Source organism: Methylobacterium aquaticum (genome assembly GCF_016804325.1).
In the GTDB taxonomy this organism is placed as follows: domain Bacteria; phylum Pseudomonadota; class Alphaproteobacteria; order Rhizobiales; family Beijerinckiaceae; genus Methylobacterium; species Methylobacterium aquaticum_C.
Genome location: NZ_CP043627.1, coordinates 3,685,985 through 3,708,334, shown reverse-complemented (window position 1 = coordinate 3,708,334; position 22,350 = coordinate 3,685,985). Strand labels below are relative to the sequence as shown.

Annotated in this window: 18 protein-coding genes, 1 pseudogene and 1 other annotated feature; of the genes and pseudogenes, 13 read left to right on the top strand and 6 right to left on the bottom strand. The window is 71.0% G+C overall.

From position 1 onward, the window contains the following. Nucleotides 1–131: 131 nt before the first annotated feature. Entirely contained in the window at nt 132–905 is a 774-nt protein-coding gene (locus tag F1D61_RS16795) for a GntR family transcriptional regulator (RefSeq protein ID WP_203152837.1), read from the bottom strand. A gap of 80 nt (nt 906–985) precedes the next feature. On the opposite strand from F1D61_RS16795, the gene F1D61_RS16790 reads away from it, so the two are divergent. From F1D61_RS16790 to F1D61_RS16770, 5 genes and pseudogenes are all read left to right on the top strand, one after another. Continuing rightward, nucleotides 986–2,227 (top strand): CaiB/BaiF CoA transferase family protein, encoded by a 1,242-nt coding sequence (locus tag F1D61_RS16790; protein WP_203152836.1) that lies wholly within the window; start codon nt 986–988, stop codon nt 2,225–2,227. 115 nt (nt 2,228–2,342) lie between these two features. Then, nucleotides 2,343–3,263, top strand: a complete 921-nt coding sequence (locus tag F1D61_RS16785) for a hydroxymethylglutaryl-CoA lyase (protein ID WP_203152835.1) — start codon at nt 2,343–2,345, stop codon at nt 3,261–3,263. A gap of 89 nt (nt 3,264–3,352) precedes the next feature. After that, nucleotides 3,353–4,732 (top strand): MFS transporter, encoded by a 1,380-nt coding sequence (locus F1D61_RS16780; protein WP_203152834.1) that lies wholly within the window; start codon nt 3,353–3,355, stop codon nt 4,730–4,732. Nucleotides 4,733–4,900: 168 nt separating this feature from the next. Further along, nucleotides 4,901–6,191: pseudogene (locus F1D61_RS16775) on the top strand (IS3 family transposase). Beyond that, nucleotides 5,182–5,320, top strand: a sequence feature (AL1L pseudoknot). (Overlaps the previous pseudogene by 139 nt.) Nucleotides 6,192–6,226: 35 nt before the next feature. Continuing rightward, nucleotides 6,227–7,315 carry a TonB-dependent receptor domain-containing protein gene (locus F1D61_RS16770; RefSeq protein ID WP_246775383.1) on the top strand — a complete coding sequence of 363 codons (1,089 nt, stop codon included), beginning with the start codon at nt 6,227–6,229 and terminating at the stop codon, nt 7,313–7,315. Nucleotides 7,316–7,349: 34 nt separating this feature from the next. Here the strand turns inward: F1D61_RS16770 and F1D61_RS16765 are convergent, their stop codons facing one another. The 3 genes from F1D61_RS16765 to F1D61_RS16755 are packed head-to-tail and all read right to left on the bottom strand — an operon-like array spanning nt 7,350 to nt 10,538. Next, complete coding sequence (locus tag F1D61_RS16765) at nt 7,350–8,612, bottom strand: CaiB/BaiF CoA transferase family protein (RefSeq protein ID WP_203152833.1); 1,263 nt, start codon at nt 8,610–8,612, stop codon at nt 7,350–7,352. After that, the gene (locus F1D61_RS16760) at nt 8,504–9,274 is read right to left on the bottom strand and encodes an SDR family NAD(P)-dependent oxidoreductase (protein ID WP_203152832.1); all 771 of its coding nucleotides are present in this window, start codon (nt 9,272–9,274) and stop codon (nt 8,504–8,506) included. Before F1D61_RS16760 ends, F1D61_RS16765 begins: the two co-directional genes overlap by 109 nt. A gap of 46 nt (nt 9,275–9,320) precedes the next feature. Next, nucleotides 9,321–10,538, bottom strand: a complete 1,218-nt coding sequence (locus F1D61_RS16755; RefSeq protein ID WP_203152831.1) for an ABC transporter substrate-binding protein — start codon at nt 10,536–10,538, stop codon at nt 9,321–9,323. Between the two features lie 239 nt (nt 10,539–10,777). On the opposite strand from F1D61_RS16755, the gene F1D61_RS16750 reads away from it, so the two are divergent. After that, entirely contained in the window at nt 10,778–11,536 is a 759-nt protein-coding gene (locus F1D61_RS16750) for an IclR family transcriptional regulator (RefSeq protein ID WP_203152830.1), read from the top strand. Here the strand turns inward: F1D61_RS16750 and F1D61_RS16745 are convergent. Further along, the gene (locus F1D61_RS16745) at nt 11,518–12,363 is read right to left on the bottom strand and encodes an AraC family transcriptional regulator (protein WP_203152829.1); all 846 of its coding nucleotides are present in this window, start codon (nt 12,361–12,363) and stop codon (nt 11,518–11,520) included. The two genes, F1D61_RS16750 and F1D61_RS16745, sit on opposite strands and share 19 nt — an antisense overlap. A gap of 180 nt (nt 12,364–12,543) precedes the next feature. On the opposite strand from F1D61_RS16745, the gene F1D61_RS16740 reads away from it, so the two are divergent. The 7 genes from F1D61_RS16740 to ggt are packed head-to-tail and all read left to right on the top strand — an operon-like array spanning nt 12,544 to nt 21,290. Further along, complete coding sequence (locus F1D61_RS16740; protein WP_203152828.1) at nt 12,544–14,121, top strand: ABC transporter substrate-binding protein; 1,578 nt, start codon at nt 12,544–12,546, stop codon at nt 14,119–14,121. Nucleotides 14,122–14,126: 5 nt separating this feature from the next. Then, nucleotides 14,127–15,119 (top strand): ABC transporter permease, encoded by a 993-nt coding sequence (locus tag F1D61_RS16735; RefSeq protein WP_432443310.1) that lies wholly within the window; start codon nt 14,127–14,129, stop codon nt 15,117–15,119. 1 nt (nt 15,120) lies between these two features. Beyond that, nucleotides 15,121–15,954 (top strand): ABC transporter permease, encoded by an 834-nt coding sequence (locus F1D61_RS16730; protein WP_203152826.1) that lies wholly within the window; start codon nt 15,121–15,123, stop codon nt 15,952–15,954. A gap of 5 nt (nt 15,955–15,959) precedes the next feature. Then, nucleotides 15,960–17,636 (top strand): dipeptide ABC transporter ATP-binding protein, encoded by a 1,677-nt coding sequence (locus tag F1D61_RS16725; protein ID WP_203152825.1) that lies wholly within the window; start codon nt 15,960–15,962, stop codon nt 17,634–17,636. Beyond that, complete coding sequence (locus F1D61_RS16720; RefSeq protein WP_203152824.1) at nt 17,633–18,955, top strand: ArgE/DapE family deacylase; 1,323 nt, start codon at nt 17,633–17,635, stop codon at nt 18,953–18,955. Before F1D61_RS16725 ends, F1D61_RS16720 begins: the two co-directional genes overlap by 4 nt. Next, nucleotides 18,952–19,584 (top strand): pyridoxamine 5'-phosphate oxidase family protein, encoded by a 633-nt coding sequence (locus F1D61_RS16715; RefSeq protein WP_203152823.1) that lies wholly within the window; start codon nt 18,952–18,954, stop codon nt 19,582–19,584. Before F1D61_RS16720 ends, F1D61_RS16715 begins: the two co-directional genes overlap by 4 nt. Continuing rightward, entirely contained in the window at nt 19,584–21,290 is a 1,707-nt protein-coding gene (gene ggt / locus F1D61_RS16710) for a gamma-glutamyltransferase (protein WP_246775382.1), read from the top strand. The genes F1D61_RS16715 and ggt overlap by 1 nt, the downstream gene beginning before the upstream one ends. Nucleotides 21,291–21,316: 26 nt before the next feature. Here the strand turns inward: ggt and F1D61_RS16705 are convergent, their stop codons facing one another. Beyond that, a complete protein-coding gene (locus F1D61_RS16705) occupies nt 21,317–22,252 on the bottom strand; it encodes a LysR substrate-binding domain-containing protein (RefSeq protein ID WP_203152822.1) in 936 nt (311 codons plus the stop codon). Between the last annotated feature and the right edge of the window lie 98 nt (nt 22,253–22,350).

The following is a 22,350-nucleotide window of genomic DNA, read 5'->3' as shown; positions in this document are numbered from 1 at the left end:
CATCGATGCAGTTGTCCGGACAGGTTAGCCTTCGTTTCCGGTCTGTCAATGGCGATGTGGCAGCGTCGGGGCACGAGGGCCGGGGGAGCCCGCACCTTGTCCTCGCACGACCCGCACGCTCGGGAGCAGCCTCACGCCCGCCACTCCCCCCGCCGGATCCGCGTCGTGTAGCGGCACTCCTCGCCAGGGTGCCAGTTCACCGAGGTCAGCATGACGCCGCCGCTGACGTCGTAGTAGCGGCGCACGAAGCGCATCGCCGGGCTGCCGCGCGGGCGCTTGAGGGCGCGGGCGACCGGGGGCGGCATCGGGCGGGCGGTGATCTCCTGCAGGGCCTCGGCGATCAGCTCGCCCGAGCGCGCCTCGACGAGGCCGTAGACCGCGCCTCCCACCTCGCGCAGGTCGGCGAGCAGGGGGGCGAAGCGGGCATGCACGTAGACGCTGACGAAGCAGATCGCCGCGTCGCGCGCGGCGGTCCAGCGCACGCCCTCCGCCTTGAGCCAGGACGTGCCGACCGGCGCCTGCACGAAGCCGGCGACCTCCGGGTCGACCTGGATCATTCCAAGCGTGGCGACGTCGAAATGTGTGTCGCGGGCGTACTCGAACATGTCGGCGAGGTCGTCGAAGACCTGGGCGAAGCCCGGCTGCGCGCTCGTCGCGATCACCGTCGAGCCGGCGCCCTGGCGGCGCTCGACCAGGCCCTTCTCGACCAGCTTGCGCAGGGCCTCGCGCACCGTGAAGCGGCTCGCCTCGAAGCGGGCGCACAGGGCCGTCTCGGTCGGCAGGGTCGCGCCGACCGGGTGCAGGCCGGCGCGGATCTCCTCCTGGAGCGCCCGGGCGATCCGTTCGTTGAGCGGGCCCGCCTCCTCGGCGCCCGGCTCCCACACACCCATCGCCCTGCCGGACACATTTCCCTCCGAAGCCGGCGCTCGCTACTTGTCCAGACAAATTTGCCAGACTAGGGTCCGGGGAACAAGAGGAACGCCGGATGATCCAGACCACGGAACCTGCCCTTGCACCAGCCCTGTCGGACCTGCGCGTCCTCGAGATGGGCCAGCTCCTCGCCGGGCCGTTCTGCGGCCAGCTGATGGCCGATTTCGGCGCCGAGGTGATCAAGATCGAGCAGCCGGGCGCCGGCGATCCGATGCGGGAATGGGGCCGCGAGAAGCCGCACGGCCAGTCGCTGTGGTGGCCGGTCATCGCCCGCAACAAGAAGTCGATCGAGATCAACGCCCGCGAGACGGCGGGCCAGGACCTGATCCGGCGCCTCGTCGCGCAGTCGGACATCCTGATCGAGAATTTCCGCCCCGGCACGATGGAGAAGTGGGGCCTGGGCTACGACGCACTGTCGGCGATCAACCCGCGGCTCATCATGATCCGCGTCTCCGGCTACGGCCAGAGCGGGCCCTACTCGCAGAAGGCCGGCTACGGCGCGATCGGCGAGGCGATGGGCGGGATGCGCTACGTCGCGGGCGATCCCTCCAACCCGCCCTCGCGGGCCGGCATCTCGATCGGCGACACGCTGGCCGCCACCTTCGCCTGCGTCGGCGGGCTGATGGCCTTGCACGCCCGCACCCGGACCGGCCGCGGCCAGATCGTCGACAGCGCGATCTACGAGGCGGTGCTCGCCGTGATGGAGAACCTCGTCACCGAGTACGACAAGACCGGCTACATCCGCGAGCGCACCGGCGCGATCCTGCCGAACATCGCCCCCTCGAACGTCTACCCGACGAAGAGCGGCGTCTACGTGCTGATCGCCGCCAACCAGGACAGCGTGTTCAAGCGCCTCGCCGCCGCGATGGGCCGACCCGAGCTCGCGGCCGACCCGCGCTACGCCACCCATACCGAGCGCGGCAAGCGCCAGGCCGAGCTCGACGCCCTCATCGCCGCCTGGACGGCGGCCCTCGACCGCGAGGAGCTCGGCCGCATCCTCGACGAGGCGGGCGTGCCCCGCGGCGACATCTACCGCGCCCCCGAGATGCTGGAGGACGCGCATTTCAAGGCGCGCAAGACCATCGTCGACGTCGCCCACCCGCTGTTCGGCTCGCTCAAGATGCAGAACGTGGCACCCCGCCTCTCGGCCAATCCCGGCCGGGTCGTCACCGCCGGCCCGGAACTCGGCCAGCACAACGACGAGATCTTCCGCGGGCTCCTCGGCCTTGCGCCGGCCGACCTCGCCCGGCTCGTCGCCGACAAGGTGATCGGCGGGTCGGCGCGGGACGCCGCGTGAGCCTGCGAAAGCGCGAGGGCCGACATCGCGTCTCAAGCCTCCCCCTGTCCCGGACCTCCTTCCGCGTCGCTCCCGTCGTCCGGGAGAGGGGAGCGTGTGCAAAGGGAAACATGACATGACCGTACGGCGCCCCGTCTCCCTCACCGTCGTCGAGGTCGGTCCCCGCGACGGGCTGCAGAACCAGGACCGGCTGCTCTCGACCGACACCAAGGTCGAGATGATCCGGAGGCTCGCGGCCGCGGGCCTGAAACGGATCGAGGCGGCGAGCTTCGTCAACCCGAAGCGCGTGCCGCAGATGGCCGATGCCGAGGCGGTGCTGGCGCGGGTCGTCGACCTGCCGGGCCTCAGCGTCTCGGGCCTCGTCCTCAACGAGCGCGGCTTCGAGCGCGCGCTGGCCGCCAACCTGCGCGAGATCAGCTTCGTGGCGGTGGCGACCGACACGATGGCCGCCCGCAACCAGGGAACGACGGCCCGCGGCCTCGTCGAGGCCTGGGACCGCCTCGCCGGGCGGGCGAAGGCGGCCGGCCTGTTCCGGTCAGTGACGATCGCGGTCGCCTTCGGCTGCCCGTTCGAGGGCGAGGTGCCGCTTTCCCGGGTGATCGAGATCGCCCGGGCGCTCGCCGAGGCTGGCGTCGACGAGATCTCGCTCGCCGACACGATCGGCGTCGCGACGCCCGCCATCGTCGAGGAGCGCTTCGCCGCCCTGGCGCAGGCCGTGCCGGGCCTGCCGATGCGGGCGCATTTCCACAACACCCGCAACACCGGCTACGCCAATGCCGACGCGGCGCTGCGCTCGGGCGTCACGGTCTTGGATGCGAGCCTCGGCGGCCTCGGCGGCTGCCCGTTCGCGCCCGGCGCCACCGGCAACATCGCGACCGAGGACCTCGTCTCGATGCTGGAGCGCGACCGGGTCGCGACCGGGATCGCGCTCGCGCCCTTGCGCGAGGCGACGCTCTGGCTCGAGGGCGAGATGGAGCGGCGCCTGCCCGCTCACGGCGCCCACGTCTCGGCCTGGCCCGAGATCCTGGCGGCCTGACGATTCAGCCCGACGACGAACGATCCGCCCGCGCGACGGGCGCCGGCCGGGCGGGAGACCCCGGCCGGGAGAGGGGAGGGGACCCGACGATGGCGTCAACGATCTCGGCCGGGGCGCGCCTCGACCGCCTGCCGATCTCCGGCTTCCACCGCCGGATCCTGTGGCTGATCGGTGCCGGGATGTTCTTCGACAGCTTCGACATCTACCTCGCGGGCGGCATCCTGGGCGCCCTCGTCAAGGATGGCTGGTCGGACCTCCGGCTCAACGCCGCCTTCCTGTCGGCGACCTTCATCGGGATGGTGATCGGCAGCTTCTCGGCCGGGATCCTCGGCGACCGGTTCGGGCGCCGGTTCACCTACCAGGCGAACCTGATGATCTTCGGGCTCGCCTCGCTCGCCGCCGTCTTCGCCCCCGACATGTGGACGCTGATCGTCCTGCGCTTCTTCATGGGCGTGGGGCTCGGGGCCGAGATCGTGATCGGCTACGCGACGATCGGCGAGTTCATCCCGCCGGCGCAGCGCGGGCGCTGGGCCGCCTACCTGTCGATCATCACCAACACGGCGCTCTTCGCCGCGACGCTGGTCGGCTACCTGGTGATCCCGACCTTCGGCTGGCGGACGATGTTTGCGATCGCCGGCATCGGCGCGCTGGCCGTCTGGTACGCCCGCAAGAGCATGCCGGAGAGCCCGCGCTGGCTCGAATCCGTCGGCCGGACCGAGGAGGCCGACCGGGTTCTGACGGGGATCGAGGCGTCCTACGGCCGAACCCTGCCGCCGCCGCAACCGGTCTCGGGGGCGGGGCCGGTGCGGGACCCCGGCCTCGGGGTGCTGTTCGGCCGCCCGGTGATCCGCCGCACGCTGGTGGCGACCGTCATCAACGTGATGATCAACGTGTCGATCTACGGCTTCGTCGCCTGGGTGCCGACCTTCCTGGTCAAGCAGGGCCTCAGCGTCGGCTCGTCGCTCGGCTACACCACCTTCATGTCGCTCGGCGGCCCGGTCGGGGCCTGCCTCGGCGCGGTGATCGCCGAGCGCCTCGGGCGGCGCAACGGCCTCACCGTCGCGTCGGTCGTCGCGGCGCTTCTCGGCATCGCCTACACGCTGGCGCCCTCGATGGCGCTGGCCACCGTCGTCGGCTTCGGATTGTTCACCTGCATCTACCTGATGGTGGCGCTCGGCATCGCCGCCTACATCCCGGAGCTGTTCCCGACCGAGTACCGACTGCGCGGCACCGGCGTCGCCAGCACGGCGGGGCGGATCGCCGGCATCTTCATCCCGCAAGGGGTCGTCTGGCTCTACGCCGAGGGCGGGGTCGTGCCGGTGCTGGCGATGCTGGTCGGCGCCCTGCTGCTCCAGGCCGTCTGCGTCGGGCTGTTCGGGATCGAGACCCGCAACCGCAGCCTCGAGGCGCTGCGGCCCGACGCGGCGGACCCGGGCCGGGACCTCGCGGCCGCGCCGGCCGAGCGCTGAGGGGCCGACCCCGGACACGATCCGCGCCAGAGCCCGACGAGCGGGGCAGCCAGAAGGAGACACCCGACATGTCGACCCAACGCCGCGTCGTCGACACCGAGTTCGGCTCGCCCCAGGTTGAACCGCTCCGGGTTTCCCGGAGGCTCCAACTTCTGAGAGGATGGAGCCATGACGAAGCGAACAACGCCGTTTTCCCCTGAGGTGCGTGAGCGCGCCGTGCGGATGGTCTGCGAGCACGAGGGCGAGCATGGCTCGCAGTGGTCGGCGATCCAGTCGATCGCCGCCAAGATTGGCTGCTCGGGCGAGACACTGCGGAACTGGGTGCGCCAGTCCGAACGCGACCAGGGCGTGCGTCCTGGCCGGACGACGGACGAGCGCGAGCGGATCGAGGCGCTCGAACGGGAGAACCGTGAGCTACGCCAGGCCAACGAGATCCTGCGCAAGGCGAGCGCATATTTCGCGATGGCGGAGCTCGACCGCCGGTCTCGGCCATGATCAGCTTCATCGACGATCATCGGGCCGTCTACGGGGTCGTCCTTCGAGAGCCTCAGGATGAGGCCGATCTGCAGGGTGCTGCCGATCGCCCCGTCGACCTACTACCTGCACGCTGCCCGGCGTGCCGATCCCGAGAAGCAGCCGGTTCGCACTCGCAGCGACGCCGCGTTGATGATCGAGATCCAGCGCGTGTTCGAGGCGAACTTCTGTGTCTACGGCGTGCGTAAGATCTGGCGGCAGCTGGCCCGAGAGGGGATCGTGACCGCGCGATGCACGGTGGCGCGGCTGATGCGCAGGATGGGCTTGGCGGGGGTGGTGCGTGGCAGAACCGTTCGCACCACGATCCCTGACCCGGCCGCAGCTTGCCCCCTCGACCGCGTCAACCGTCAGTTCAAGGCGCCCCGGCCGAATGCTCTGTGGGTCAGCGACTTCACCTACGTGGCGACGTGGTCGGGCTTCGTCTATGTGGCCTTCGTCATCGATGTGTTCGCCCGACGCATCCCCCGGGTCCGGCTTCGCCGGCCCGAGGGCAGGCTCCGGCTGGCGAGCCTCGCGCAGTGCTCACGCGAGCTTCGTTCTGGATGCTCTGGAACAGGCGCTGTACGAGCGTCGTCCTGTCCAGGGCAGCGGCCTGGTTCATCATTCGGACCGCGGCTCGCAATACTTGGCTTTGCGCTACACTGAGCGCTTGGCCGGAGCGGGTATCGAGCCGTCCGTCGGCAGCGTCGGCGACTCATACGACAATGCCCTCGCGGAGACGATCAACGGCTTGTTCAAGGCAGAGGTGATCCACCGACGCGGCCCATGGCGCTCCTTCGAGGCGGTCGAGTACGCCACCCTGGAATGGGTCGACTGGTACAACCATCACCGCCTGCTCGCGCCGATCGGCAACATCCCTCCCGCCGAGGCCGAGGCCGAGGCGCACTATTATACCCACGTCAGCGACCAAGCCTTGGCCGCCTGACCCAACACAAACAGCCTCCGAGAAACCCGGAGCGGTTGACCGCCCGTTTCAACACCTGGAGCGCGAGCCATGCCCTGACGCTCGGCGGGGACATGGTCTTCGACAGCGTCAGGACGACGGACCGGGCCGGTGGCTTCGGATCCGCCTTCACCCCTTCGGGAGAGCGCAACCTCGCGGGCGCATTCGTCCAGGACGAGGTGCGCTACGCCTCCTGGCTGCGCGTGATCGGCGCGCTCCGCTACGACCGTTACGACCTCTCCGGCGGCGCCTACCGATCGAGCGGCGACCGCCTGCCGCCCAAGATCACCGTCGGCGTGTCGCCCTTCGCCGGTATCGAGGTCTACGCCACCTACGCCGAGGGCTATCGCGCGCCGTCGATCACCGAGACGCTGGTGCAGGGCATCCATCCGTTCCCGGCCTTCAACATCCTGCCCAATTCGACGCTCCGGCCGGAGGTGGCCCACACCATCGAGGGCGGCATCAACCTGAAATACGGCGACGTGCTCCAGCGAGGAGACGTTCTGAGAGCCAAGCTCAACGTCTTCAACAATGTCATCGATGATTACATCAACATCTCGCCGGTCGGCCCGACCTATTTCGTCCCGGCCATCCCCGGCATACCGGCGTCGATCTGCGCGCGGCTCCCCGGACGGTTTCCGTGCGTGATCCCGGTGCAATCGCTCCAGTACCTCAACATCGCGCAGGCCGAGCTGTCGGGTGTCGAGATCGAAGGCGCGTATGACTGGGGCGGGGGGTTCGTCTCGCTCGCCGCCACGCACACCGACGGGCGCAACAAGGCGACCCGCGAGACGCTGCTGACCGTTCCTCCGGATCGGATCAGCGCGACGCTCGGGCTGCGCTTCCTCGACGAGCGCGTCGCGGTCGGGAGCCGCCTCACCGTCGTCGACAGCCGCCTCGACGTGCCGGCCGGCACCACGATCCTGGCGACGAAGGCCTACGCACTCGTGGACTTCTTCGCCTCCTACCGCATCGACGATCGCATCCGCGCCGACGTCATCGTGCAGAATGCCTTCGACAAGCGCTACACGCAGTACCCCAACCTGCTGCCGAGCCCCGGCCTGACGGCCAAGGCCGCGATCAGCATCAAGTTCGCGACGCGGTGATGCCGCGGCGGCCGGCGCCCTCCGGATGCCGGCCTCAGGGGTCGCCCGAATCCAGGGGCGGCGCGGGCCGCGTCGCGCCGCAGGGCGTGCGCGAGAACCGGACCGGCGGCCGCGTCGCCAGGAGCGGTCCCTCCGTCGGATGGTCGATCGCCTCGAAGAAGCCGGTGGCCGCGAGGTGAGGGTCGTCGAGCAGGTCCTCGATCCGGTTGACCCGCGTGCAGGGCACATCGAGGGGGGCGAGGCGCGAGAGCCACGCCTCGGTCGTGTCCTGCGCGAGGCAGCCGGCCAGGCGCTCGTAGAGGGTGTCGATCATCGCGGCGCGGGCAGCGTCGGACCCGAGCGCCGCCTCCTGCGCCCAATCCTCGCGGCCGGCGGCGCGGAAGACCGCGCGCCAGTGGCTCGCATTGTAGGGCAGGACCGCGATGTGGCCGTCGCGGGTCGGGTAGGGCCGGCGGTGCTTCGAGAGGAGACGCGCGTAGCCGGACGGGCCGAGGGGCGGCCGGAAGGTGAGGCCGGCGAGGTGCTCGACGGCGAGGAACGACACCATGGATTCGAACATCGGCACCTCGATCGCCTGTCCTTCCCCCGTGCGGGCGCGGTGGAACAGGGCGGCACTGATCGCGGTGGTGACGTAGAGCGATGCGGTCTTGTCGGCCGCGATGGTCGGTGCGTAGCGGGGCTCGCCCCCGGCCCGCCGCTCGAGGTCGGCCCAGCCCGACGCCGCCTGGACGATGTCGTCGTAGGCGGGCCGGTCCCGGTAGGGTCCGTCCTGGCCGAAGCCGACGATGGCGCAGGTGATCAGCCCCGGATTGATCGCGCGCAGGCGCGCATCGTCGAGGCCGAGCCGGGCGGCGGCCTCCATCCGCATGTTGTGGACGAGGATGTCGGCGCCCCGGACGAGGTCGTCGAGCCGGGCGCGGCCGGCCTCCTGCTTCAGGTCGAGGACGACGCTGTCCTTGCCGCGATTGCAGTTGAGGAACGCCGCTCCCATGCCGGGCGAGCGGGCGGGGCCCGGCGCGCGCAGGATGTCGCCGCCCGGTCCCTCGACCTTGACGATCTCGGCGCCGAGCTCGGCGAGGATCTGCGTCGCGAAGGGCCCGCGACGACCGTGCTCAGGTCGACGACCCTGATGCCTGCGAGCGGACCCGGCATGGCGCTTCTCCCTTCCTCGTACTCGGGCCCCGGCGCTCAGCGCGCCGTGAAGCCGCCATCGACGGGCAGGGCCACGCCCGTCACGTAGGAGGCATCGTCCGAGGCGAGCCAGAGCACCGCGTGGGCGGCCTCCTCCGGCCGGCACAGGCGCCCCATCGGCACTGCGGAGACCATGCGCGCTTCGGCGGCGGCGGCCTCCGTCGGATCGCCCGAGCGGCCGGTGAAGCCGAGCTTCATCGGCGTCTCGGCGAGGCCTGGGCAGACGACGTTCACCCGGACGTTGTCGGGCGCGAAGGTCTGGGCGAGGGACTTCGTCAGCCCGACCACCGCGAACTTGGCGGCGGAATAGATCGGGCTCCACATCGAGCCGACGAGGCCCGAGACTGAGGCGGTGAACACGATCGCCCCGCCGCCGCGCCGGCGCATGTGCCCGATCGCCTCGCCGGCGGCGAGGGCTGCCGAGGTGACGTTGAGGTCGATGGCGAGCCGGTAGGCCGGCACGTCGAGGTTCTCGATGCCGCCGGGCCCGGGGATGCCGGCATGGGCCCACAGCACGTCGATGCCCCCGAGCGCCGCGGCGGCGGCGTGGATCGAGCCGCGCGTCTCCTCGGGCTGCGAGAGGTCGGCCCGCACCGTCGCGACGTCATGGCCCTGCGCCGCCATGTCGGCGGACAGCCGCGCGAGCCCCTCGGCGTTCACGTCGATGGCCGCGACCCGCGCGCCCTCGCGCAGGAAGAGCTCGACGCCGGCGCGTCCCATCCCGGAGGCCGCGGCCGTCACCACCACGAGCTTGTTCGCCAGTCGCATGGTCGTTGATCCTTAGCTTGCGTCGATGCCGTCGGGGCGGCGCCCGCTACTTCACGAACGGGCATCCGCCGTCCTTGAGGGGACGGAAGGCTTCCGGGCCCGGGATGGTGGCCAGGACCTTGTAGTAGTCGTAGGGCTTCTTCGATTCGTCCGGCTTCTTGACCTCGACGAGCATCATGTCGTGCAGCACGCGGCCGTCCTCGCGCAACGTCGTCTTGCCGAAGAGCGGGTCGTCGAAGGTCCCCGCCTCCCGCATCGCCTTCACCACCGCGCCCCCGTCCTTGGCCGATCCGACCTTCGCGACCGCCCGGAGGAACGCGATCGTGGCGGAATAGGCCCCGGCCTGGTTCATGGTGGGGTAGCGACCGTTGTTGCGGGCGGCGAAGCGCTCGCCGAAGGCCCGCGTCGCCGCGTTCAGGTCCCAATAGAACCCTGTCGTCAGGCGCAGGCCCTGGGCAGTGCGCAGGCCCAGCGAATGGATGTCGGAGAGGAACAAGAGCATGCCGGCGAGCTGCTGCCCACTCTGGACGATGCCGAACTCGGCGGCCTGCTTGATGGCGTTGATCGTGTCGCCGCCGGCATTGGTGAGGCCGATCACCTGCGCCTGCGAGGCCTGGGCCTGGAGCAGGAACGACGAGAAGTCCTTGGCGTCGGTGGGATGGCGCACGGTCCCCGCCACCCGGCCGCCCTCGGCCTTCACCACGGCACTGGCGTCGCGCTCGAGCGCGTGGCCGAGCGCGAAATCGGCCGTGATGAAGTACCAGGACTTGCCGCCGGCCTTCGTGATCGCCTCGGCGGTGCCGTGGGCGAGCGCCCAGGTGTCGTAGGTCCAGTGCACGGAGTTCGGCGTGCAGGATTTGCCCGTCAGGTCCGAGGAGCCGGATGCGGTGAACAGCGCGACCTTGTTCTTCTCCCGCACGAGCGGCGCGAGGGCGAGAGAGATCGCGCTCGTCGGCATGTCGACGACGGCGTCCACCCCGTCCGAGTCGAACCACTTGCGCGCGATGGTGCTCGAGATATCGGGCTTGTTCTGCGCATCGGCCGCGACGACCTCGATCTTCAGGTCCTTCGCCTCTGGCAGCTTGGCGAAATCCTCGACGGCCATCCGGGTCGCCTCGGCGGCCCCGGCGCCGCCGATATCCGAGAAGATCCCGGACATGTCGGCGAGGACGCCGATCTTGACCGGGACCTGCGCCAGGGCGGCCGAAGACAGCATCGTCGAGGCGGCGAGAGCGAGCGTCCCGAGGGTACGGCGGAGCGACATGCATTCCTCCCTGCGGCGGGCCGACTTATCGCGGCCGTCCGCATCACGGCACCGATCGTCGCGGTCCGCTAAATTCTTATGTAGGAATTTTTCATTCCTGATTATGAATAAGTCAAGCGCCCTTGTAGGCAGGGGGGAGACGCGATGCGTGTGGTGCCCCGAAGCACCGGCCGTTAGGTTGCGCAGCCATGAACCCGGGCGGCGGTCGACCCCCGCACCGGCACGGGGCGACGGGACAGATGCAGGTCAAGCAGGCGGCCAACGTTCTCGAACTGATGGAGTATTTCGCCGAGCGGCGGCGGCCGGCCACGCTCGCCGAGATCTCGGACGATCTCGGCTGGCCGCGCTCGAGCACGTTCAACCTTGTCGGGACGATCGTCGAGAGGGGCTATCTCTACGAGCCGCGGCCGCGGGCCGGGTACTACCCGACCCCTCGCTGGCTCACGCTCGCCCTCACCGTGGCTGAGGCCGAGCCGCTGCCGGGCGTCGTCGACGTCCTCGTGGCCGATGTGGCGGCCGCCACCGGCGAGACCACGGCGGTCGGCACCCTGACCGGCATCCACGCCCTGTTCCTCGTCGTGGCGGAATCCCGGCACCAGGTGCGCTACCACGCCCGGGTCGGCGACCGTGTTCCGGTCCATGCCAGCTCCGCCGGGCGGGCGATCCTCGCCCAGTATCCTGCGGCCTCGCGCGAGGCGATCTACCGCCGGGTCGCGTTCGAGCGCTTCTCCGACACGACGCCGTTGGGCGTGGAGAACGTGGAGCGTGCTCTGCTGGAGGCGGAGGAGCGCGGCTATCACCAGAGCGACTCGGAGTACATCGCCGACCTCGCCGGCGTCGCTCTCCCGCTTCCCCTCGGCGACCGCCGGCTCTCGATCGTCGTCGCGGGGCCGACCTCGCGCTGCCTCGCGCGGCGGCCCGAGACCGCCGCCATCCTGAAGGCCGCCCTGTCCCGTCATGGCCTCGCGGAGCCCGGCGCTCAGGCCCAGTCGAGGTAGGTCCGCGGGCAGGTGCCGAGGACCCGCTTGAACATCGCCGTGAAGGCGCTCGGGCTGTCGTAGCCGACGTCGAGGGCGACGCTGGTGACGGAGGCGCCGCCGCCGAGGCGGGCGAGCGCCTCCATGAGCCGCACCCGCTGCTGCCAGGCAGAGAAGCTCATCCCGGTCTCGCGGCGGAACAGGCGCGTGATCGTCCGGCGGCTCAAGCCCGTGAGGAGCGCCCATTCGTCGAGGGTCCGGGTCTCGCCGGCGCGGGAGAGCACGGTCTCGCAGATCCGGCCGAGACGGTCGTCCTGCGGCACCGCGACGTGGAGCGAGGAGGCGGGCATCCGGCCGATCTCCGCGAGCAGGAGGTCGACGAGCCGGCCCTCCCGTCCGTGCTCGTCGTAGAGGACCGGCATCGCCAGCACCTCGGCGAGGAGCGCCCGCAGGAGCGGCGTCGTGTGCACCAGCCGGCAGGCGCCGTGACCGACCGGCATCGCGTCGGCCTCGACGTAGATCGTCTGCACCTCCACATCCGCCCATGATCGGGACTGGTGCACCACGCCCGGCGGGATCCACAACCCGTGATCCGGTGGAACGACGAAGCACCCCTCGTCGGTCAGCATCGCGGTGATCCCGGTGACGCCGAGGATGAACTGCCCGCGCGCATGGGCGTGCCGGGTGCTGGTGCTGGTATCGGGATAGAACGCCCCCATCCCGCCCACCCGGCGCGGCACGGCCTGGAGGCTGGCCGAGAGCGCGCGGGCCGCCCGCGGGTCGGCGGCCCGCCGTCCCTGCGGGATCGTCTCGCACTGCTCGGCCTCGAGCGGGAACGGCTTCCTCATCCTGCGCTCCTTGGACGGACGATCGACCAGGCCGGGGGAGGCAACCTGCATACCACGCTCGGCTGCCATCGTAGCCCGCCGGCTGGCCCGATCGCGATACTCGGCGGCCCGGATGCGACGGCGGGCCGGTATTCGCTCGGCTAGGCTCTCACCATCGCTCAATGATCGGGAGAGGCCGGGATGGATCGCCGCCAGTTCACCGGGGGATTGCTCGCCGGCGCCGCGACCCTGCCGCTCGGTGCGGGACGGGCGGCGGCGCAAGGCCGCGGCGGCACGCTCAACGTCATCATCCAGCCCGAGCCGCCGATCCTCGTCACCGCCCTGAACCAGCAGCAGCCGACGCTGACCCTCGGCGGCAAGATCTACGAGAGCCTGCTCAAATACGCCCCCGACCTGAAGCCGATGCCCGGCATGGCGCGGTCCTGGGAGATCTCGCCGGACGGGCTGACCTACACGTTCCGGCTGTTTCCGGGCATCACCTTCCACGACGGCACGCCGATGACGGCGCAGGACGTCGTGTTCTCGTGCATGACCCTGCTGATGGAGACCCATCCACGGGCGCGCAACACCTTCCGCCGGGTGGCGAAGGCCGAGGCGCCCGATCCGCTCACGGTAGTCTTCACGCTGAAGGAGCCCTTCGCGCCGTTCCTCGGCTCGTTCGATTGCACCACCGCGCCGATCGTCCCGAAGCACGTCTACGAGGGCACCGACTTCCGCAAGAACCCGATGAACGACAAGGCCATCGGGACCGGCCCGTTCAAGCTCAAAGAATGGGTGCGCGGCTCCCACGTCCACCTGGTGCGCCACGACGGCTACTACCGCAAGGACGAGCCGCACCTCGACGAAATCATCTACCGGGTCATTCCCGACGCGGCTTCGCGCACGCTCGCCCTCGAGAACGGCACGGTGCAGCTCGCGCAATGGTCCGACGTCGAGTTCTACGACGTCGCCCGTCTCAAGGCCCGCCCGAATCTCGCCGTCACCACCGCGGGTTATGAGTACTTCGCGCCGCTGCAGTGGCTCGAGATGAACAACCGCGTCGCGCCGCTGAACGACCGGCGCTTCCGCCAGGCGGTGATGTACGCCCTCGACCGCGAGGCGCTCGCCAAGCGCGTCTATTTCGGGCAGGCGAGGGTCGCGACCGGGCCGATCGCCTCGAAGACGAAGTTCTACGACCCGAACGTCCGCAAGTACGAGCACAGCCCCGACAAGGCGAAGGCTCTGCTCGACGAGATGGGCCTAAAACCCGGCGCCGGCGGCAAGCGGGTCGAGGTCAAGTTCCTGGTGCCGCCCTACGGCGAATCCTACCAGCGCTCGGCGGAGTTCTACCGCCAGTCCTTCGCCCGCGTCGGCATCGACCTCGTGCTCGAATCGACCGACATGGCGGGCTGGGCGTCGCGGATCGGCAACTGGGACTACCAGATGACGACGAACCTGCTCTACCAGCTCGGCGACCCGGCACTCGGCGTCTCGCGCACCTACGTGACCTCGAACATCGTCAAGGGCATCCTGTTTTCGAACACGCAAGGCTACTCGAACCCCGAGGTGGACCGGCTGTTCGACGAGGCCGCGAGCGCGCTGGACGAGAAGAAGCGCCAGGAACTCTATACCAGGGTCCAGCAGATCCTGGTCGAGGACGTGCCCGTCGCCTGGACGCTCGAGATCGAGTACCCGATCATCTACGACAGGAGCCTCAAGGACGTCGTGACGACGGCGATCGGCTCGCACGAGACCTTCGGCGCGGTGACGAAGTCGTGACCGGGATCAGGCGTGCCGCCGGGATCGGAATCGCGCTCGGTGCCTGGATCGTCCGGCTCGTCCTGGTGGTCCTGGTGATCGCGACCTTCAACTTCGCGCTGGTGCGGGCCGCGCCCGGCGACCCGGCGCAGGTGATGGCCGGGCAGTCGGGCGGCGCGGACGCCAAGCTGCTCGCCGACCTGCGCGCCGAGTACGGCCTCGACCAGCCCTACGCGGTGCAGCTCGCGCGCCATCTCGGCCGGGTGGTGCGGCTCGATCTCGGCACCTCGACCCAGCAGCGCCGGCCGGTCCTCGACCTGATCCGCGAGCGCCTTCCCGCCACCCTCCTCCTCACGGTCACGGCCTTCGCTCTCGCGCTCCTCCTCGGCTCGACCCTCGGCGTGATGGCCGGCCTCGCGGCGGGCAGCGCCGCCGACACCGCCTTCACGGTCTTGTCGCTCGTGCTCTACGCCATGCCGGTGTTCTGGCTCGGGCTGATGCTGGTCCTGGTCTTCTCGGTCTGGCTCGATTGGCTGCCGCCCTTCGGCTACGGCACGATCAACGCCCGGCTCGGCCCCCTGGGCCAGGCCCTCGACCTCCTCAAATACCTCGCGATGCCGGCGGCCTCCCTCGGAGCGATCTACCTCGCGATCTACGCCCGGCTGATGCGCGCCGCGATCATCGAGGTGGCGCAGCAGGACTTCGTGAAGACCGCCCGCGCCAAGGGCCTCACCGGAGCGCAGATCGTCGTCGGGCACATGCTGCGCAACGCCCTCGTGCCGGTGGCCACGGTGGCGGGCATGCAGGCCGGCGCCCTCGTCGGCGGCGCGGTCGTGGTCGAGACGGTGTTCGCCTGGCCGGGGCTCGGCCGGCTCACCTTCGACGCGCTGCTCCAGCGCGACTACCCGGTGATGCTCGGCGTGTTCCTCATCCTCTCGGTCATCGTCATCCTGTTCAACCTCGCGACGGATCTGGCCTACCGGCTCATCGATCCGCGCATGCGGGCGGGGAGCGCCTGAGATGGACGTGCTCAAGGCTTTCCTGCGCCACCCGAGCGGCATGGCTGGGCTCGTGCTCATCCTGGCGGTGCTGGTCCTCGCGGCGAGCGCCCCCTTCCTCTACCCCGAATCCCCCTGGGAGATGGTGGCGACGCCCTTCGCCCCGCCCGGCGAGGACGGGATGCGGCTCGGGGCCGACACCCTCGGGCGCGACGTCGCGGCGGGAATCGCCCACGGGGCCCGGGTCTCGCTCCTCATCGGCGTCGCCTCGGCGCTGGCGGCGCTCGTCATCGGGGTGACGGTCGGGGCGCTCGCCGGCTATGCCGGCGGCGGGCTCGACGCGGCGCTGATGCGCATGACCGAGCTGTTCCAGACGATCCCCGCCTTCGTGCTGGCGATCCTGCTCGTCGCGACCTTCACGCCCTCGCTCGCCACCATCGTCGCCACGATCGGGGCGGTGTCCTGGCCGCCGCTGGCGCGGCTCACCCGGGCCGAGTTCCTTCGCCTGCGCCGCCGGGAATTCGTCGAGGCGGCGATCTGCCAGGGCGAGCGCACCGCCAGGGTGGTGTTCGGCCACGTGCTGCCGAACGCGGTCTCGCCGATCCTCGTCACGGCCTCGCTCACGGTGGCGAGCGCGATCCTCATCGAGAGCGCGCTCTCCTTCCTCGGCCTGGGCGATCCCAACATGATGTCCTGGGGCTTCATGGTCGGCTCGGCCCGCAGCTCGATCCGGCAGGCGTGGTGGGCGAGCGTGTTCCCGGGCCTCGCCATCCTCGTCACCGTGCTCGCCATCAACCTGTTCGGCGAGGGCCTGAGCGACGTGCTCAACCCGCGCATCGCGCGGCGCCGGGGCTGACGACCATGACCGACGCCAAAGCTCCCGTATCCACGGCTCCCGTCCTCGCCGTCGACGGGCTCACCATCGCGCTGCCGCGGGGCGGCGACCGGGCCCACGCGGTCGAGGACGTCTCCTTCGCGATCCAGCCCAACGAGGTGGTCTGCCTCGTCGGCGAGTCGGGCTCCGGCAAGTCGATGATCGCGCACGCGATCCTCTCCCTGCTGCCGTCCGGGGTGCGCGTCGCCGGCGGCGCGGTCGCGGTGAACGGGCGCGACGTCGCGCGGCTCTCAGGCTCCGACCTGCGGGCCTTCCGGGGCGGCGAGGCCGGGATGATCTTCCAGGAGCCACTATCCTCGCTCAACCCGCTGAAGCGCGTCGGCCCCCAGGTCGCCGAGACGATCCGCACCCACCAGGGCGGGCTGCCGCGCGACGAGATGCGGGCCCGCGTCGAGGGCCTGCTCGCCCAGGTCGGCCTTCCGACGCCCGAGCTTCTCGCACGCTCCTACCCGTTCGAGCTCTCCGGCGGCCAGCGCCAGCGGGTGATGATCGCCATGGCGATGGCGAACCGCCCGGCCCTCCTCGTCGCCGACGAGCCGACGACGGCCCTCGACGTGACGACCCAGGCGCAGATCCTGCGGCTGATCGACGATCTCAGGCGCGAGCGCGGCATGGGCGTGCTCCTCATCACCCACGATTTCGGCGTCGTCGCCGACGTTGCCGACCGGGTCGTGGTGTTGCGGGGCGGGCGCGTGGTCGAGACCGGGAGCGCGGAGGCGGTCTTACGCCGGCCACGCGATGCCTATACCCGCGCGCTGATCGACGCGGTGCCCCGCGCACGGCTGCGCCCGCCAGCACCCCGGCCGGAGGGAGCGCCGGTCCTCTCGGTCGAGGACCTGCGCAAGACCTTCACGGTGCGACGGGGCTTGTTCCAGCCGCCGCGCCGGGTCGTCGCCGCGGACGGCCTCTCGCTTGCCCTGCACCAGGGTGAGACCCTCGCGGTGGTGGGCGAATCCGGATCGGGCAAGTCGACCCTCGGGCGGATGATCATGCGCCTGACCGAACCCGACGGTGGTGCGATCCGGCTCGGCGGCGAGGATCTGCGCTCGCTCCACGGCGAGGCCCTGCGCCGGGCCCGGCGTGGGCTCCAGATCGTCTTCCAGGACCCCTTCGCGAGCCTCGACCCGCGCCAGAAGGTCGGGGACGCTGTTGCCCGCGGGCCGATGGCCTACGGCACCCCGCGCCGCGAGGCGATGGCGGCCGCCCGCACGCTCCTGGAGCGTGTCGGTCTCACGGCGGCGGCGGCGGAGCGCTATCCGCACGAATTCTCCGGCGGGCAGCGCCAGCGCATCTGCATCGCCCGGGCGCTGGTGCTGCGGCCGCAGGTGCTGATCGCCGACGAGGCGGTCTCGGCCCTCGACGTCTCGGTCCAGGCCCAGGTGCTGGCGCTGCTCGCCGAGCTGCGCCGCGAGATGCGCCTCGCGATGATCTTCATCACCCACGACCTGCGCATCGCCGCCGAGATCGCCGACCGGGTGATCGTTCTGCAGAAAGGCCGGATCGTCGAGGAAGGGACGACGCGCGACGTCTTCTCCGCGCCGCGCGAGGCCTATACCCGCGCCCTCCTCGACGCGATCCCGGGGCGGCGGTTCTTCGAACATCCTGGATTCGCGCGCGAGCCCGTCGCGCCGGAGGTGGCATGACAGACGAGACGCAACCCCGTACGACCCTGACCGACCTTGAGCGCGCCGCGCTCTTTTCGGCGGTGGATGCCGGCTTCGAACGCCAGATCGCCGACACCATCGCCTTCTCGGCCATCCCCTCGACACGCGGCCAGGAGGGCCCGTGCCAGGATATGATGGCCGACCTCCTGCGGGCACGGGGCTACGCCGTCGACGACTGGCGCATCGACCAGGACGACTTGCGCCACCTGCCCGGCTTCGGCCCGGTCGAGACCGATTTCTCCCGCGCCCGCACGGTGGTCGGGACCTACCGGCCGGAGCGGGCGCTGGGCCGCTCCCTCATCCTCCAGGGCCATTGCGACGTCGTCCCCGCCGGTCCCCTCGACATGTGGAAGCGCCCGCCCTTCCAGCCCGTCGTGGAGGATGGCTGGCTCTACGGCCGCGGCGTCGGCGACATGAAGTCCGGCACCATCGCGGCGCTCTACGCCCTCGACGCGCTCGAGGCCGCGGGCCTCGCGCCCCAGGGCCGCATCCACGTCCAGTCGGTGATCGAGGAGGAGAGCACCGGGCTCGGCGCCCTCTCGACGCTGCAGCGCGGCTACCGGGCGGAGGCCTGCTTCATCGTCGAGCCGACGAACGGGCGCCTGATGCGGGCGCAGACCGGGGTGATCTGGTTTCGCCTCAAGGTCCGGGGCGAGCCCGCCCACGCCGCCCACGCGGCGGCCGGCTTCAACGCGATCAAGGCGGCCTATCACGTGATCCAGGCCCTGGAGGGCCTGGAAGCTGAGTGGAACGAGCGGGCCAGGGACCATCCCCGTTTCAGTGCGCTCGCGCACCCGCTCAACCTCAATGTCGGCATCATCCGCGGCGGTGAATGGGCCTCGAGCGTGCCGGCCTGGTGCGACGTCGATTGCCGCATCGGCCTCCTGCCCGGCTGGAGCGTGGCCGAGTGCCAGCGCGAGATCGAGGCCTGCGTGGCGCGGGCCGCAGCCAGCCATCCCTTCCTCGCCCAGAGCCCGCCCGAGGTGGTGTGGTCCGGCTTCCTCTCGCCCGGCTACGAGGTGACGGGGGCCGGGGCGGCGGAGGCCGTGCTCGCCGAGGCGCACGGTGCCGGCTGGGGCGGCCCCCTCGAGGATTCGCTGTTCACGGGGCTGACCGATGCCCGCTTCTACGGCCTCGATTATGGCATCCCGGCCTTCTGCTACGGGGCAACGATCGAGAACGCTCACGCCTTCAACGAGCGCGCGAACGTCGAGTCGCTGCGCAGGCTCACCCGCACCGTCGCGCTGTTCGTCGCCGGCTGGTGCGGCGTGGCGCCGATCACCGGAGGGACGCGATGACCGAGACGCCCGGGCCGACGCCCCCGATCCGGACGCAGGACGAGCTGCGCGCGGAGTACGGACCGATCAACCCGCTCGCCGAGAAGAAGGTTCTCGGATACCTCGACGGCTTCTGCCGGGACTTCATCGCGCTCTCGCCCTTCCTGGTGCTCGCCTCGAGCGACGGCGAGGGGCGCTCCGATGCGAGCCCGCGCGGGGACGCCGCGGGTTTCGTGGCGGTGCTCGACGAGCGCACGCTGCTGATCCCGGACCGGCTCGGCAACAAGCGGGTCGATTCCTTCGCCAACATCCTGCGCTACCCGGCCGTCGGGCTGATCTTCATGGTGCCGGGGATCAACGAGACGCTGCGGGTCAACGGCCGCGCCAGCCTCACTCGTGACGCGGATCGGCTCGCGCCCCTCGCCGCCCAGGGCAAGGTCCCGCCGGTCGGCCTCCTCGTCAGCGTGCAAGAAACGTTCTTCCATTGCGGCAAGGCGCTGATGCGCTCGAAGCTGTGGGATCCCTCGCTCCACGTCGAGCGCAGCACCTTCCCGACGCTCGGCCGCATCATCGCCGAGCAGACCGCCACCGTGACGGTCGAGGCGGCCGAACGGACGATGGAGGAAGGCTACCGCACGAGGCTGTACTGATGACTCGCAACGACTGGCGGGCGCGGGCGGGCGCGCCCTTCGCGTGCGAGAAGACCCCGGTCACGGCCCGGCGCGGCATGGCGGTGACGAACCATCCCCTCGCATCCGCCGCGGCGCTCGAGATGCTGGCCGTCGGCGGCAACGCGATCGACGCCGCGGTCGCGGCGCTCTTCGCCCTCACGGTGGTCGAGCCGATGATGGTCGGCATCTTCGGCGGCGGCGTCGCGGTGATCCGGCTCGCCGACGGGACGACCACGACGATCGATGGCCTCGCGACTGCGCCGGCCGCCGCCCGGCCCGACGCCTACGAGCCCGTCTCCGACACCTGGCCGGACTACATGGAGACGCGGGGGCGTCGCAACTTCATGGGCGCCTCCGCGGTTGCGGTCCCGGGCATGCTGAAGGGCTGGTGCGAGGCGCTCGCCCGCTTCGGTCGCCTGCCCCTCGCCGACGTGATGGAGCCGGCGATCCGCTACGCCCGGCGTGGCTTCACGGTCACACCCTACCTCGCCGCCTGCACGGCGGAGAACGCGCCGCTCCTGGCGCGCGACGCCGCGATCGGACACGTCTTCCTGCCCGGAGGCGAGCCGGTCGCGGCCGGAGCGCGCCTCGTCCAGGGCGATTACGCGCAGACGCTCGCCACCATCGCCCGCGAGGGGCCGGACGCGCTCTACGGCGGCAGCCTCGGCAGCGAGATCGGTTCGGCGCTCCGGGCCGCCGGTTCCTACCTCGCGCCCGCCGACCTCGCGGCCTACCGCACGGTGGAGCGCACACCGGTGCGGGGGGCCTATCGCGGCGTCGAGATCATCGGCCCGGCGCCGCCGGCCTCGGGCGGGATCCACATCGTGCAGATGCTGAACCTGCTCGAGGCCTACGATCTCGCCGCCATGGGCTTCGGCACGCCGGACACGCTCCACCTCCTGCTGGAAGTCCTGAAGATCGCCGCCGTCGACCGGCGCGCCGCCACCGCCGATCCGGCCTTCGTCGACGTGCCGGTGGCCCGGCTGACCGCGAAGGACTACGCCGCCCTGCGCCGCCCGGAGATCGACCCGGCGCGGGCCGGCCGCTACGCGCCGGGCGTCGGCACCAACGAGTCCCAGAACACCACCCACGTCACCGTGGCGGATGCCGACGGCGCCATCGTCACCTCGACCCAGACGATCAACAGCCTGTTCGGCGCCAAGATCATGATCCCCGGGACCGGGATCGTGCCGAACAACTACATGTACCTGTTCGATCCGCATCCCGGCCACGCCCTGTCCCTGGCGCCCGGCAAGCGGATCACGAGCGGCATCTCGGCCCTCATCGGCTGCCGCGCGGGCCGGCCGGTCTTCGCCCTCGGGCTGCCCGGCGCGCACCGGATCCCCGCCGGCGCGCTCCAGGCCGTCCTCAACCTCGTCGATCACGGCATGTCGCTGCAGGAGGCGGTCGAGGCGCCCCGCGTCTTCACCTGGGGCGAGGAGGCGGAGATCGAGGACGGCGTCCCGGAGACCGTGCGCGCGGCGCTTGCCGCCCGCGGCCACCCGGTGCGGCCGGTGGCGCATGTCGGCGGCGGGATGTGCGCGGTCGGTTTCGAGCCCGACGGCACGATGACGGGGGCGGCCTGCTGGCGGGCCGATGGTTCGCCGGCGGGGCTCGGCGGCGGGCTCGCCCGCGCCGGCACCTCGTTCTGGCCCGACCCGCGCCGGGCCGCTCCGTCGGCCTGACCCGTCCGGGTCGGTCCGGCGGCGCATCACGTCGCCGCGTCGCGCCCGGCCGGGTCCGCCCGATGGTGGTGGCGGATGAAGGCCCTCACCGCCGGCGCCGGCTCGTTGCGGCGGTAGGCCACCGCGAGATCCGAGGTCGTCGTCGATCCGGTGACCGGGCGGTAGACGAGGCCGGGCAGTTGCAGGCAGGTCAGGGATCGCGGCACGAGCGCGACCCCGAGCCCGACCGCGACCATGCTGGCGATGGTAGTGAAGTCCCGCCCGGTGGCGCTGATCGTCGGCTCGAAGCCGCTCTCGCGGCAGGCGATGACGGCGTTGTGGTGAAAGCCGACATCGACGGCCTGGCGCGGCGCGATGAAGGTCTCCTCGCTCAGCGCGGCCAACGGAATCGTCTCGTGATCGGCGAGCGCGTGGGCCGCGCCGACCGCGACGACGAGGGGCTCGCGCGGGACGCAGGTCGTCGCGACCCCGTCGGGGACCTTCACCGGGGGGCGGACATAGCCGAAATCGAGGGCGCCGCCGGCGATCGCCGCGAGTTGCAGGCCCATCTCCATCTCGGTGAGCTGAAGCTCCACCTCCGGATGCGTCGTCCGGAAGCCGGCGAGCGACGCCGTGAGCACGCCCGCATAGGCGGCCGAGGCCACGTAGCCGATGGAGATCCGGCCCGTCTCGCCCCGCCCGGTCCGGCGCACGGCGGCCAGAGCCGTGTCGGCTTGGAGAAGCGTCTTGCGGGCCTCCTGCAGGAAGACCTGGCCGGGCAGCGTGAGCTGGACCGAGCGTCGGCTGCGATCGAGCAGAGCTGTGCCCACCAGCGCCTCCAGGTTGAGGATCTGCTGGCTCAGGCCCGGCTGGGCGATGCCGAGCCGCTCCGCCGCGCGGCTGAAGTTCCGCTCCTCGGCCAGGGTCACGAAGTAGCGCAGGTGCCGCAGCTCGAACGCGCCCGTCGCCTTGTTGACGCTCATAATCCCCTTTCGCATCCGCGATTCCGCAGGCCCTTACGAGCAAGTCGGGCCTGAAATTTTAATAATTACAAACAATCTCGCTCCTCCTATCATAAGCT